Raw genomic sequence first — 13,056 nt, forward strand, 5'->3', positions numbered from 1 at the left:
GCTGGCGCCAGCCGAAGCTCTGGGCCGCGACCCGGCCGCGGGCGCCCTCCGCGCCGAGCACGGCCGCGGCCAGCAGGCCGAGGCCGTGGACGAGGGTGGCGGGTCCGGCCCAGCCGGAGTCGCCGGTGAGCGCGGCGAAGAGCAGGCCGGTCAGGGCGGTGGTCCAGGCGGCCAGGATCGCGGTGCGCCGCTCGGAGCGCAGCAGCGCGGCGAGGGCGGCGAGCACCACCCCGGCGAAGAGCATCCCGCCCACCGTCCCGGGCCCGCCGGGGTCGAGGGTCAGCAGGCCGGTGGCGGTGGCGCTGCCCTCGCCGTACGGCAGTCCCGCCTCGCGCAGGAAGGCCGAGGGGTCGGTGAGCAGTCCCACCGACCACGGTGCCAGGATCGCCATCGGCACCGCCAGCAGCACGGCGGCGCGGACCGCGTACGCCCCGGTGTGGGCGCGCTGCCGCACCCGCAGGGCCACCACGGCCAGCGTGAGCACGGCGGCGACCGGCCAGACGACGGGAGTGAAGGCGGTGGTGAGGGTGAGCAGCAGCGCCAGGGCCCACACGGGGCGCCAGCCGGGCCGGCCGTCCCCGGTCTGCCGCAGCCCCGAGGCCGCCACGGCGGCCCGGGCCATCAGCGGCAGGACGATCGCGAGCACGGCGGTGCCGAGCCGGCCGCCGGCCAGGGCGCCGGTGACGGCGGGCAGGAAGGCGTAGGCGACCGCGCCCCAGGCGCGCAGCAGCCGGGAGCCGACCAGCGGCCGGGAGGCGAAGTAGGCGGTGAGCCCGGCCAGCGGCACCGAACAGACCAGCAGCAGGGTGAGGGTGAACCCGGTGCTGCCGAGGAAGACGGTGGCGAGGGTGGCGAGGACCGCCAGGTACGGCGGTGCGGACTCGGCGACGCCGGTGCCGACCGGCTGCCAGACCTCCAGGTGGCGCGACCACAGGTCGGCGGCGGAGCCGGGCGCGGGCAGCAGCGCGCCGCCCGCCAGCGCCCCGCCCGCCAGCAGGTCGCGGCAGGCGGCCAGGGAGGCGAGGAGGAGCACGGCGAAGAGCACGGGCCCCGGCTTGCGGGCGATCCGCTTCAGCCGGGCGAACTGCTCGACCTCCAGGAAGTCGGCGTCGTCGTCGCCGGGCCCGGTCTCGACGGCGCCGTGCCGCGCGCCGGAGGAGGCGTCGGGATCGGAGCGCCGGGCGAGGCTGCCCGCCACCTGCTCGACGGTGGCGCGTACGGTCGCGCCCGGAGGCGGGAAGAGGGGGCGCAGCTCCGAGTGCGCGACCGCGGGTCTGCCGCGTCTGCGCCGGGCGGCGAGGATGCGCTCGGGGCGCAGGAGGGTGCCCATGAGCCCCCTGAACTCGTCGAGCGCCTGCCCGGGCACCTTGCCGACCAGGTAGGCGAGCATCCTCAACAGGGTGCCGACGGCCAGCCGCAGCATGACCCAGGGCAGCTTCTTCCCCGGGGTGTTGGCGAGCAGCGTGTAGACCGCGCCAGCCTTGTCCACGCGGTGCGGATCGGCGACCGAGCGCCCGGCGCAGTCGATGGGCCGTCTCTCCCGGGAGGACGCCTCGGCGTGCCGGACGACGGCGTCGGGCGCGACGAGCACCCGGTGCCCGGCGGCCTGGGCCCGCCAGCACAGGTCCACGTCGTCGCGCATCAGCGGCAGGTAGCGGTCGAAGCCGCCGAGCCGCTCGAAGACATCACGCCGTATGAGCATGCCGGCGGTGGAGACGGACAGCACCTGCCGCACCTGGTCGTACTGGCCCTGGTCCTGCTCCCGGCGGTCCAGGCCGGTCCAGCGGCGGCCGCTGTCGGCGATGGAGACGCCGACCTCCAGCAACTGCCGGCGGTTGTACCAGCTGCGCAGCTTGGGGCCGACGACGGCGGCCGTCTCGTCGGCGTCGGCGACGCGGAGCAGCTCGGCGAGGGCGTCCGGCGCGGGCGCGCAGTCGTCGTGCAGCAGCCACAGCCACCGGACGGGTTCGCCGTGGGGCAGTTCGGGCATGTCGTAGGCGTCGTCGCGCCAGGTCCGGGTGACCGGGTCCCAGCCGCTGGGCCGCCTCAGGTAGGGCAGGTCGTCGGGGCCGAGGACGGGCGCGGTGCGGGCCGCCTCGCCGACCGCCGCGCCGAAGCCGGTGCGGCGGGCGAGGTGCAGTACGCGGTCGGGGCCGATCGCCTCGGCGACCAGGCGCGCGGAGTCGTCGGCGCTGCCGGTGTCGGCGGCGATCACGTCCTGCACCGGCCGCTCCTGGCCGGTGATCCCGGCCAGGACATCGGGCAGCCAGCGCTCGCCGTCGTGGGAGACGAGCACGGCGGTGACGACGTGCCTGGGGAACTCCGGCGGCCCGCCGGGGTCGGCCTCGGGCCGTGGGGAGGCGAACGCTGCTGTGGCCGCCTCGTACTGGGCCGCCGGGTGGCTGTGCACGGACATCGGGGTAGGGGCCCTCCGGCCGGGGTCCGGGGGTCGCCCCCCGGAAGGCTGCTGCGTCGGACTGCTGGAAGTGTGCTGGACGCGGGTGCCGTGCGCTCGGCGGCCGCGTCGTGGACGGCTCCCCACACTAATGGCTGGACGCGTCCCGGCGTCCGGGGTCCCGGATACCGGTCGTCCGCGCAGCGGTCCGCCCCCGCGCGGTGCGCGGGGGCGGACCGGGTGCTCTGTGGTCCGTGCGGTGTCCTGCTGCCGTTTCGTCCGCCGGCCCTTCTGCCGCTTCGTCAGGCGGCCGCACGGCCGGGACGTCGTACGGACGGTCGCCGGGAGGGCGGGGACGGGCGGTGCCGGCCCGTCAGACGGCCGCCTTCTTCAGGCGGCGGCGCTCACGTTCCGACAGGCCGCCCCAGATGCCGAAGCGCTCGTCGTTGGCGAGGGCGTACTCGAGGCACTCGGAGCGGACCTCGCAGGCGAGGCAGACCTTCTTGGCCTCTCTGGTGGAACCGCCCTTCTCCGGGAAGAAGGACTCGGGGTCGGTCTGGGCGCACAAAGCGCGCTCCTGCCAGCCGAGTTCCTCATCCGCCTCTTCGACCAGCAGTTGTTCGAACAGCTCGGTCATGCGCGCCCCTCGTCTGTCTTTACGTCCCCGTGATGCTGTCGTTATCGATCCCGGCCGAACGACACGAGTGAAATTACAAGTGTGTACATCCACGCGAGTCAAGCCGGGATCTGCTATTGGGCCCGTTATTCACTCTGCGGAACCAAGCTCTTGCGTTAAGTGTTTAAATCATCACAAACCATGACAGGCGGATCGGACATCTCGCCCAACCGAACCTCCCGCCCGGGAGGACACACCCGAACCCGGCCGCGTTGCCCTCCGCGCTCCCCAAGCGATCCCGATCACACTCTGATCACAGATCCGCAACGGCGTTTGTGCGTGCGGACGTTGCGCCACTTGTCCGCTCCCGGCGCGCATAAACCTTTCGCCGACCCCGGTGACCGGAAGTGGTGAAACACGCCTGTCAAACGAGCCGTCCGGCTGACGGCCGGTTGACAGCGAGACGAAGTACCCGTTCTCCTTGGTCTCATGCTCGCGACCCGCTCGTTCAGCCCGGCCCGCCACCGCGGGGCCCTTCGCGCTGCCCGGGTCCGCTGTCGCTGTTGCCGTCGCTGAGGTCCTGGGCCGAGGTTTTGAGGTCCCCCGGGCTCTGACGGTCCCCCAGGCTCCGAGCCCTTCCGGGCTCCGGCGTTCCCGAGGCGCACCGAGTCGCCGGGACGGCCGGGACGGCCGGGACCGCCGGCGGCCGGTGACGCGGAAGCACCCCTCCGCCCCGGTCACCCGCCTTCCGCCTCGCCCGTCTCCCTCACCGGCCCCGGGCCTCCCCCGGGCTCCGCCCCTCCCCGCTCCGACCGCGCCCCAGAGGAACCCTCCACCGTGAACAGCGATGTCGAGATCGCCGGCGACCCGCTCGCCGTCCCCCACCTCCTGCCGCCCGTCCCCGCACACCCCTCCACCGTCGCCGGTTTCGCCGGCCTGGCCCGTACGATCACCGCCGACCGCGCCTCATGGGCCCCGCTCGTCCGGTACGACGCCGCCACCCGCTGGTACCACCGGCTGCGCACCGGTCCCGGCTACGAGGTCTGGCTGCTGAGCTGGGTGCCGGGCCAGGGCAGCGGACCGCACGGCCACGGCCCCTCCTCCGGAGTCCTCACCGTCCTGGACGGCGAACTGACCGAGCGGACCGCGTGCGGGGAGCGCACGCTGGGCGCCGGCGCGCAGCGGGTCTTCGCGCCCGGCTACGTCCACGAGGTCGTCAACGACGCCCTCGAGCCCGCCGTCAGCCTGCACGTGTACTTCCCCGGCCTCACCGAGATGCCGGTGCACTCCCCGCACGCCGTCTCGTGCGCCCCGGCGGAGCGGGGCGCGGACGCGTCCCGCAGCCCGCTGCCGGGCTGACGCCCCGTCTCTGCGGGGCGGCTCCGGGCTGAGAGACTGTCCGTATGCAGCGCATTGTGGTTCTGGCCGGGGGCATCGGTGGTGCCCGCTTCCTGCGTGGACTGAGGGAGGCCGCACCCGACGCCGAGATCACGGTCGTCGGCAACACCGGCGACGACATCCACCTCTTCGGTCTCAAGGTCTGCCCGGACCTCGACACGGTGATGTACACCCTGGGGGGCGGCATCCACGAGGAGCAGGGCTGGGGCCGCGCGGACGAGACCTTCACCGTGAAGGAGGAACTGGCGGCGTACGGTGTCGGACCCGACTGGTTCGGGCTGGGCGACCGCGACTTCGCCACCCACATCGTCCGCACCCAGATGACCGGCGCCGGTTATCCGCTCAGCGCCGTCACCGAGGCACTGTGCGCGCGCTGGCGTCCGGGGGTGAGACTGCTGCCGATGACAGACGACCGGGTCGAGACCCATGTGGTGATCGAGGCCGAGGACGGCGGCCGCAAGGCCGTCCACTTCCAGGAGTACTGGGTGCGGCTGCGGGCGTCGGTGCCCGCGCAGGCGGTGATCCCGGTGGGCGCCGAGCAGGCCAAGCCGGCCCCGGGCGTGCTGGAGGCCCTCTCGGAGGCGGACGTGGTCCTCTTCCCGCCGTCCAATCCCGTGGTCAGCATCGGCACCATCCTGGCCGTGCCCGGCATCCGCGAGGCGATCGCCGACGCCGGGGTGCCGGTGGTGGGCCTGTCCCCCGTCATCGGGGGCGCCCCGGTGCGCGGGATGGCCGACAGGATGCTGGCCGCCATCGGTGTGGAGACCACGGCCGCGGCGGTGGCCGAGCACTACGGGTCCGGGCTGCTGGACGGCTGGCTGGTGGACACCGCGGACTCCGGCGCCGTGGCCGGAGTCGAGGCGGCGGGCATCCGCTGCCGGGCCGTTCCGCTGCTGATGACGGATGTCGGGGCCACCGCCCGGATGGCGCGCGAGGCGCTCGGTCTCGCCGAGGAGGTGCGGGTGTGACCGGCGCGGACGCGCTCCCGGCGTACCGGGTGTGGGCGCTGCCCGGGATGCCCGAGGTGCGGCCCGGCGACGACCTGGTGAAGCTGATCGCGGACGCGGCCACCGCCCCGGGCCTGCCCGGCCTGGCCGACGGCGACGTGCTGGTGGTGACGTCGAAGATCGTCAGCAAGGCCGAGGGGCGGGTCGTCGAGGCCGCCGACCGGGAGGCCGCGATCGACGCCGAGACCGTGCGGGTGGTCGCCCGGCGCGGGCCCGCGCGGATCGTCGAGAGCCGGCACGGCTTCGTGATGGCGGCTGCCGGGGTGGACGCCTCCAACACCCCCGCCGGGACGGTGCTGCTGCTGCCCGAGGACCCGGACGCCTCCGCGCGCCGGATCCGCGAGGGCCTGCGGGACCTGCTGGGCGTGACGGTCGGGATCGTGGTCACCGACACCTTCGGGCGGCCGTGGCGCGTGGGTCAGACCGATGTCGCGATCGGCGCCGCCGGTGTCCGGGTCCTCGAGGACCTGCGCGGCGGCACCGACATGTACGGCAACCCGCTGGGTGTGACGGTCACGGCCGTCGGCGACGAACTGGCCGGGGCCGGGGAGCTGGTGAAGGGCAAGGCCGACGGGCTGCCGGTCGCGGTGGTGCGGGGCCTGCCGCAGCACGTGCTGTGGGACTCCCCCGAGGAGGAGAGCGGGGAGACCGGGGCGCGGGCACTGGTCCGCGCGGCGGCCGACGACATGTTCCGCCTGGGTGTGTCCGAGGCCGTACGCGAGGCGGTGACGCTGCGGCGCACCGTGCGGGAGTTCACCGGCGAGCCGGTGGACGGCGCGGCGGTGCGGCGGGCGGTGGCCGCGGCGGTCACGGCCCCGGCGCCGCACCACACGGCGCCGTGGCGCTTCGTCCTGCTGGAGTCGGCCGCCTCGCGCACCCGGCTGCTGGACGCCATGCGGGAGGCGTGGATCGCCGATCTGCGCGCCGACGGGAAGAACGAGGAGAGCGTCGCGAAGCGGATCCGGCGCGGGGAGGTACTGCGGAACGCGCCGTACCTGGTGGTGCCCTGCCTGGTGACCGAGGGTGCGCACGACTACCCGGACGCGCGGCGCTCGGCCGCCGAGCGGGAGATGTTCGTGGTCGCGGCCGGGGCCGGGGTGCAGAATCTGCTGGTCGCCCTGGCGGGCGAGGGACTGGGGTCGGCATGGGTGTCGTCCACCATGTTCTGCCGCGGCGTGGTGCGCGAGGCGCTGGACCTGCCCGGCGACTGGGACCCGATGGGCGCGGTGGCCGTGGGCCGGGCCGCCGTCCCTCCGAAGGCGCGCCCGCCGCGGCCGGCGGAGGACTTCACCGTCGTCCGGTGACGCGCGGTGCCGAACGGGGTCGAGGGCACGGCCGGGGGCACGGGGACGGAAGCGGTCACAGGCGTGCGATGTCGCCGCGCGGGAAGCGCGGCGCACGGCGGGGCGGGGTGCGGCCGGTGGCCAGGATCAGCCGTGTGGCGCGGTGGCGCTGGCCCGCGTAGGGGGCGAGCAGTTCCAGCATCCGCGCGTCGTCACCGCCGCGAGCGCCGGTGAGGGCGTGGACCACGATCCCCGGCAGGTGCAGGTCGCCGACCGTCACGGCGTCCGCCGCCCCGCTGACGCGCTGGAGGGTCTCGGCCGCCGTCCACGGGCCGATGCCGGGGATCGCCGTCAGACGGGTCACCGCCGCGACCGGGTCCATGCGCGCGGCCTCCTCCATGCGCCGGGCGCGCGCCACCGCGCGCAGGATCGCCGAGGAGCGCTTGTTGTCCACCCCGGCCCGGTGCCACTCCCAGGAGGGGATCAGCGCCCAGGCGCGCGGCCCGGGCATCACGTACATGTGCTCCGGCAGCCGGCCGGCGGGGCCCGGCGCGGGCTCTCCGTAGCGGCGCAGCAGCAGCCGCCAGGCGCGGTACGCCTCGTCCGTGGTGACCTTCTGCTCCAGGACCGAGGGGATCAGCGACTCCAGCACCAGCCCGGTGCGTACCAGCCGCAGTCCGGGGTGACGGCGGTGCGCCTCGGCCACGAGCCGGTGGCGGGGGACGAGGGCCGACGGGTCGTCGTCCGCGCCGAGCAGCGCCGGAAGGCGGTCGAGGATCCACTCGGCGCCCGGCCCCCACGCCTCGGCCACCACCTCGCCCGCGCCCGCGTCCGGTGCGACGCGCAGCGTGGCCGGGCCCAGGGGGGTGCGGGTGGCCCGCCAGACCGCGCCGCCGGCCGCCCGGTAGGCGGGGTCGTACGGGCCTCGTTGGAGCACCCGCAGGTTACGGCGCAGATCGTGGGGCCCGAACGGCTGCGGCGGAGCCCAGCGGCGCACGGCGGGGGCGGAGTCGGGTTCGGTCACGGTTCGGCGTTCCGGGTCAGCGGTCGGAGGAGAAGCGGACCGAGCCCGCCTCCAGCCGGGCGCCGCACCAGATCCGGATGCCGTCGCGCAGCTCGTTGTCCTCGCCGACGACCGCGCCGTCCCCGATGACCGCGCCCTCCAACACCGTACGCGCCCCTATGCGCGCCCCCGCACCGACGAGCGAGTCGCACACGACGGCACCCGGCCCGACGACCGCGCCGTCCAGCACCGTGCTGCCGTGCACCCGGGCCCCCTCCGCGATCACCGCGCCCGCGCCGACCGCCGTACCGCCGGTCAGCTTGGCGCCGGGGGCCACCTCCGCGCCGTCCAGTACCAGCCGCTCACCACGGCGGCCGGGCACGGCCGGGGAGGGGGCGTGACCGAGGACCAGGTCGGCCGAGCCGCGGACGAATGCCTGCGGGGTGCCCAGGTCGAGCCAGTAGGTGGAGTCGACCATGCCCTGCAGGTGGGCGCCTTCGGCGAGCAGCCCGGGGAAGGTCTCGCGCTCGACGGAGACCGGACGTCCGGCGGGGATGGCGTCGATCACGGACCGGCCGAAGACGTACGCGCCCGCGTTGATCTGGTCGGTGACGATCTCCTCGGGGGTCTGCGGCTTCTCCAGGAAGGCGGTGACCCTGCCGTCGGCGTCGGTGGGGACCAGGCCGAAGGCGCGCGGGTCCGCGACCTTCGTCAGATGGAGGGAGACGTCGGCGCCGGAGGAGGTGTGGGTCTCCACCAGGGCGCGGATGTCGAGGCCGGTGAGGATGTCGCCGTTGAAGACCAGCACCGGATCGCCGGGGCCGCAGTGGAGCCGGGAGGCGACGTTGCGGATGGCCCCGCCGGTGCCCAGTGGCTCCTCCTCGGTGACGTACTCCAGATGGAGTCCCAGGTCCGAGCCGTCTCCGAAGTACGGCTCGAAGACCTCGGCGAGGTAGGAGGTGGCGAGCACGACGTGCTCGACACCGGCCGCGCGGGCACGGGCCAACTGGTGGGTGAGGAAGGGGACTCCCGCCGCCGGGACCATGGGTTTGGGGGTGTGGACCGTCAGCGGCCGCAGCCGGGTTCCCCTGCCCCCGACGAGGAGGATCGCTTCTGTCACCGGTCTTCTCTGCTTCCTGCTGGGGACCGTGCCTGGTGGCCGGGTCAGTGTAGGCGGCCCGGTCGGCACGGTCCCCGGCGCGGCGGCGCGGTCCCGGCGCTACCTGCCCTGCAGCCGTGCCGCGGTGGCCCGGATGGTGCCCAGCCTGGAGTAGAGCCGGTCGCCCGGGCAGCCGGTGACATAGCCGTCCCGGTGCCCGGAGACGGTACGGAGCCCGACCGTTGTGCCCTTGGGGTACTTGCCGCCGCCGGACGTCATGGCGGCGGTGCCGCGCGGGTCGACGCCGTGCAGGCCCAGTTTCCAGGCGACGAGCTTGGAGACGGCGTTCACCGCGGCCGTGGAGGGGTTGGTGCTGTTGTACGAACCGAGGACGGCGATGCCGGTGCTGTCGTGGTTGAAGCCGTAGGTGTGGGCGCCCATCACCGGGTTGGCCACGCCGCCGGCGCGGCCCTCGTAGATCTTCCCGCACTTGTCGACGAAGAAGTTGTAGCCGACGTCCCGCCAGCCGTTGCTCTGGACGTGGTAGCGGTAGATGCCCCGGATGATGGCGGCGGACTGGCCGCACGAGTAGTCGTTGCTCATCGCCGTGTGGTGGACGAAGGCCACCTTGGCCGTCCTGGTGTAGAGGAACGGTCCGCGCAGCCGCTCGTCGGCCCCCCAACCCCTGCGGGTGACGATGCCGGGCCGGGGGCCGACGGGGGCTTCGGCCCCGGCCCCCGACTGCCCGCTCTGTTCGTCCTGCTCTGCCTGCTCGTCCTGTTCTGCCTGCTCGGTCCGGCCGGGGGCTCGCACCGCGAGCAGGTCCTCACCGGTCTCCCGCCGGTCCAGGGCCGGGATCTCCAGAGCTCCGGCCGGAGCGAGCGCGGAGTTCGCCTCGCCCGCGGGATCTTCCTCACCGGACCCGGCGGGAGGGTCGTCGCCGGGGTGGACCAGGTCCAGGCGCAGTCCCTCCGGCAGCCGGTGCACCCCGGAAGCGCCCTCCTCCGGCAGGACCCGGGCCTGTACGCCGTTGGAGTCACCGACCCACAGCGGTGCCGTGGCTCCGCGTACCTCGTCCTCGCGGGACTCGGCCGATTCGGGGTCGGGCCGGTCCGCGTGGGTCTCCAGATCCCGCCAGGACGACCATTCGCCGGTGGCGGTGGACTTGGTGCGCACCTGGATCCGGCCGTGCGGTTCCTCCTCCGGGTCGTCCCAGACCACGCCGAGCAGCGCGAAGGGCTCGACCTCTCGGGCCGGAAGACCGAGGGACACCGACTCGGGCGAGCCGGGCGGGGTGGTCGTGGGCGGCGGGGTCAGGGGCACGAGCGGCAGCGACTGGGTGCTGCCCGGCAGCCGGGGCGCCGCCACGGACCCGGAAGCGGGCGCGGGGGCCGCGGAGACGCTGTTCGCCAGGCCGCCGGGCACGGTCAGCGGCAGCGGGGCGGCCGGCGCGCACGCGACGCCGATCGATGACGCAATGAATGCACGCATAAATCTGATATTGGACACAGGGGATACCGGTGTCTAACGGGGAGCTGACGCCCGGTCGCCCTGAGTCGCCCTCACCGGGTACCGCGGGCGCCCCCGTTCCGGCGCCTCACGGCGGTGGCCCGCGTACCCTGGCGCCGATGAACACTACCGATCGCACCCCTGCCGACCTGCTGCGATCCGCGCTCACCGCGGACGCCGCCCGCCCGCTGGTGACCTTCTACGACGACGCCACCGGCGAGCGCGTCGAACTCTCCGCCGCCACCCTCGCCAATTGGGTGGCGAAGACCGCCAACCTCCTGCAGGGCGAGCTGTCCGCCGAGCCCGGCGACCGGCTCGCTCTGCTGCTGCCCGCCCACTGGCAGACCGCGGTCTGGCTGCTGGCCTGCTCCTCCACCGGAGTCGTCGCCGAACTGCCCGCCGGCGCCGCGGGCACGGCCGGAACGGACTCGGCCTCCTCCCTCGCCGCGTCCGCCGACCTCGTCGTCAGCGGCCCGGACACCCTGGAGGCGGCCCGCGCCTGCACCGGCGAGCGCATCGCGCTCAGCCTGCGCCCCCTGGGCGGCCGCTTCCCCCGGCCGCCCGAGGGCTTCACCGACTACGCCGTCGAGGTGCCGGGCCAGGGCGACCACTTCGCCCCCTTCTCCCCCGTCGACCCGGACGCGCCCGCACTGGTCGTCGGCGGCGAGGAGCTGACCGGGGCGCAGGTCGTCGAACGCGCCCGCGCCGACGCCGGGGCGCGCGGACTCGGCCCCGGCTCACGCCTGCTGTCGGGACTGCCGTACGGCACCTGGGAGGGGCTGTCCGCAGGCCTGTTCGCCCCGCTGGCCGCCGGGGGCTCGGTCGTGCTCTGCCGCCATCCGGACCGCCTGGACGCAACGAGACTGGAGGAGCGCGGGCGGAGCGAGCGCATCACCCACACGGCCGACTGACCCCACCGCCGGGCGGTCCCGGCACCCGCCCCACAACCGAACACATCCCCGCCGTCTCCGGTCACGCGGAGGTTTTCTCCCGCCTCCGGTACAACCACCGGCCCCTCCCGTGTGTCTGTACAGAAGACCGGCGACCGCACGGCTGTGCGCGCAATCGCCGCCGACCGCTGAGGGATGAACACTTACGTGACCGAACCCGAGGACGCGCAGCAGAACGGCCTCCCCCACTCATCGCCCCGGCCACGCCGCCGGTGGCTGCGCCGGGCCGCGCTGGGCGCGTCGCTCGCCGTACTCGCGGCGGGCGGCGTGGCCTGGTTCCTCTACGACAGACTCGACGGCAACATCCGCACCGACACGGAGGCCGTCGAGCAGTTGCGGCGCTTCGACCGGGATCGCCCCGCCGCGGTCGTGCACGAGGCGAAGAACATCCTGCTCATCGGCTCCGACGACCGCAGCGGCGACAACGGCAGGTACGGGCGGGACAGCGGCACCCAGCGCTCCGACACCACGATCCTGCTCCACCTGTCCGCCGACCGCTCCAGCGCCACCGGGGTGTCCGTACCGCGTGACCTGATGGTGGACATACCCGAGTGCCCCGGGCCTGACGGCACGTCCTCCGGGCCACTGTTCGCGCAGTTCAACTGGGCCTACGAGATGGGCGGGGCGGCCTGCACGATCCGCACCGTGGAGAACCTGACCGGGATCCGCGTGGACCACCACCTGGTCGTGGACTTCACCGGCTTCGAGAAGCTGGTGGACGCGGTCGGCGGCGTCGAGGTGTGCCTGGCCGAGCCCGTGGACGACCCCGAGGCGCACCTCGTCCTGGATGCCGGGCCCCAGCGGCTCGACGGCGAGCAGGCCCTCGGCTACGTACGCGCCCGCAAGGGCATCGGCGACGGCAGCGACACCCAGCGGATGGAGCGGCAGCAGGAGTTCCTGGCCACCATGCTGAGCCAGGTGCGCGACGACGGGCTCCTGACCGATCCGGCCGAGCTCTACCGGGTGCTGGACGCGGTGACGTCGTCGCTCACGGCCGATCCCGGGCTGGACTCCCTGCCCGAGCTGTACGACCTGATCAGCGGCGTCCGCGGCATACCCGAGGATCAGGTGCGGTTCATGACCGCGCCCCGGCGGCCGTACACCTACAACCCCAACCGCGACGAGCTGGTGCAGCCGGACGCGGACCTGCTGTTCGAGGCGCTGCGCGAGGACCGGCCGGTGCCGGAGGAAGGGCGGCGCTCCTCCGGCTCCCCCTCCGCCGGACCGTCCGCCGGTGCCGGGGTCCCCGCGTCGGACACCGGGGGCCGGGCGCCGGGGCCGAACGGTTCGCCCACCGGCTCGCCGTCCGCCGGGAAGTCCGCCGACGGCACGGCGGGGAGCCTGTGCGGATGAGCGCGAATGCCTCGGAACGCGAGAGAAACAGCACAGAGCACCGCTCAGGGAATTGGAATGGAATGCCCGCTTCAGGAAGAAAGTAACCCGCCTGCGGGGGTGCTTGACACCGGGCTGCGGCAGATAGTGTGAGCAATCCGGTGCGCTCGCCCCCATGAACGCTGCGCACCGCTGGAGACCGACCGAGCGCCTTGATGCCTGACAGGGAAGGCGCTGCGTGGCACGACGGAGGACTCAGGCGACCGTGGACGCGCAAAACCGTGGGCGGGCGGGTGACATCGACCCCGCGGACCAGTGGGTGTTCGATCCGGAGACGGGCGACTACAAACTGCGACCGCCGGCCCCCGCTGCGCGACCGTCCCCCCCTCCCCGGCAGGCCCCGCCGGCCGGGGTGGGCGCACCCCGCGCCGCACGCCGGCAGGCCCCGCCGCACGGCGAGGTGC

10 protein-coding genes are annotated in these 13,056 nt (G+C 74.5%); 5 read left to right on the top strand and 5 right to left on the bottom strand.

The window, feature by feature from the left end; all coding sequences use genetic code 11:
• Both AC2CJA_RS16055 and AC2CJA_RS16060 read right to left on the bottom strand, forming a co-directional pair.
• Positions 1–2,416 (bottom strand): glycosyltransferase family 2 protein (locus tag AC2CJA_RS16055; protein WP_484603389.1); only part of this gene is annotated, 2,416 nt, incomplete at its 3' end.
• 352 nt (positions 2,417–2,768) lie between these two features.
• Complete coding sequence (locus AC2CJA_RS16060; RefSeq protein WP_003950432.1) at positions 2,769–3,032, bottom strand: WhiB family transcriptional regulator; 264 nt, start codon at positions 3,030–3,032, stop codon at positions 2,769–2,771.
• Between the two features lie 816 nt (positions 3,033–3,848).
• On the opposite strand from AC2CJA_RS16060, the gene AC2CJA_RS16065 reads away from it, so the two are divergent.
• The 3 genes from AC2CJA_RS16065 to AC2CJA_RS16075 are packed head-to-tail and all read left to right on the top strand — an operon-like array spanning position 3,849 to position 6,720.
• The gene (locus AC2CJA_RS16065; RefSeq protein WP_484603390.1) at positions 3,849–4,370 is read left to right on the top strand and encodes a cysteine dioxygenase; all 522 of its coding nucleotides are present in this window, start codon (positions 3,849–3,851) and stop codon (positions 4,368–4,370) included.
• A gap of 44 nt (positions 4,371–4,414) precedes the next feature.
• Positions 4,415–5,377, top strand: coding sequence for a 2-phospho-L-lactate transferase (gene cofD, locus AC2CJA_RS16070; protein ID WP_484603391.1), 963 nt, complete (start codon positions 4,415–4,417; stop codon positions 5,375–5,377).
• The gene (locus tag AC2CJA_RS16075) at positions 5,374–6,720 is read left to right on the top strand and encodes a coenzyme F420-0:L-glutamate ligase (protein WP_484603392.1); all 1,347 of its coding nucleotides are present in this window, start codon (positions 5,374–5,376) and stop codon (positions 6,718–6,720) included. Before cofD ends, AC2CJA_RS16075 begins: the two co-directional genes overlap by 4 nt.
• Positions 6,721–6,775: 55 nt before the next feature.
• Here the strand turns inward: AC2CJA_RS16075 and AC2CJA_RS16080 are convergent, their stop codons facing one another.
• The 3 genes from AC2CJA_RS16080 to AC2CJA_RS16090 all read right to left on the bottom strand — a co-directional run bounded on the left by AC2CJA_RS16080 (position 6,776) and on the right by AC2CJA_RS16090 (position 10,292).
• On the bottom strand, positions 6,776–7,723 hold the full coding sequence (locus AC2CJA_RS16080) for a DNA-3-methyladenine glycosylase family protein (RefSeq protein WP_484603393.1): 948 nt from the start codon (positions 7,721–7,723) through the stop codon (positions 6,776–6,778).
• Between the two features lie 16 nt (positions 7,724–7,739).
• On the bottom strand, positions 7,740–8,822 hold the full coding sequence (gene manB, locus AC2CJA_RS16085; RefSeq protein WP_484603394.1) for a mannose-1-phosphate guanylyltransferase: 1,083 nt from the start codon (positions 8,820–8,822) through the stop codon (positions 7,740–7,742).
• Positions 8,823–8,921: 99 nt separating this feature from the next.
• A complete protein-coding gene (locus tag AC2CJA_RS16090; protein ID WP_484603395.1) occupies positions 8,922–10,292 on the bottom strand; it encodes a peptidoglycan recognition protein family protein in 1,371 nt (456 codons plus the stop codon).
• A 137-nt stretch (positions 10,293–10,429) separates the two neighbouring features.
• On the opposite strand from AC2CJA_RS16090, the gene AC2CJA_RS16095 reads away from it, so the two are divergent.
• Positions 10,430–11,221, top strand: coding sequence for a TIGR03089 family protein (locus AC2CJA_RS16095; protein WP_484603396.1), 792 nt, complete (start codon positions 10,430–10,432; stop codon positions 11,219–11,221).
• A gap of 174 nt (positions 11,222–11,395) precedes the next feature.
• Positions 11,396–12,613 carry an LCP family protein gene (locus tag AC2CJA_RS16100; RefSeq protein ID WP_484603397.1) on the top strand — a complete coding sequence of 406 codons (1,218 nt, stop codon included), beginning with the start codon at positions 11,396–11,398 and terminating at the stop codon, positions 12,611–12,613.
• Positions 12,614–13,056 lie beyond the last annotated feature (443 nt).

The sequence above is a fragment of the Streptomyces sp. ATLC9 genome (assembly GCF_057196705.1).

Coding starts and splice junctions, on each gene's coding strand:
- AC2CJA_RS16095 (WP_484603396.1), top strand. CDS start 10,430: ATGAACACTACCGATCGCACCCCTGCCGACCTGCTGCGATCCGCGCTC.
- AC2CJA_RS16100 (WP_484603397.1), top strand. CDS start 11,396: ATGAACACTTACGTGACCGAACCCGAGGACGCGCAGCAGAACGGCCTC.
- cofD (WP_484603391.1), top strand. CDS start 4,415: ATGCAGCGCATTGTGGTTCTGGCCGGGGGCATCGGTGGTGCCCGCTTC.
- AC2CJA_RS16060 (WP_003950432.1), bottom strand. CDS start 3,032: ATGACCGAGCTGTTCGAACAACTGCTGGTCGAAGAGGCGGATGAGGAA.
- AC2CJA_RS16090 (WP_484603395.1), bottom strand. CDS start 10,292: ATGCGTGCATTCATTGCGTCATCGATCGGCGTCGCGTGCGCGCCGGCC.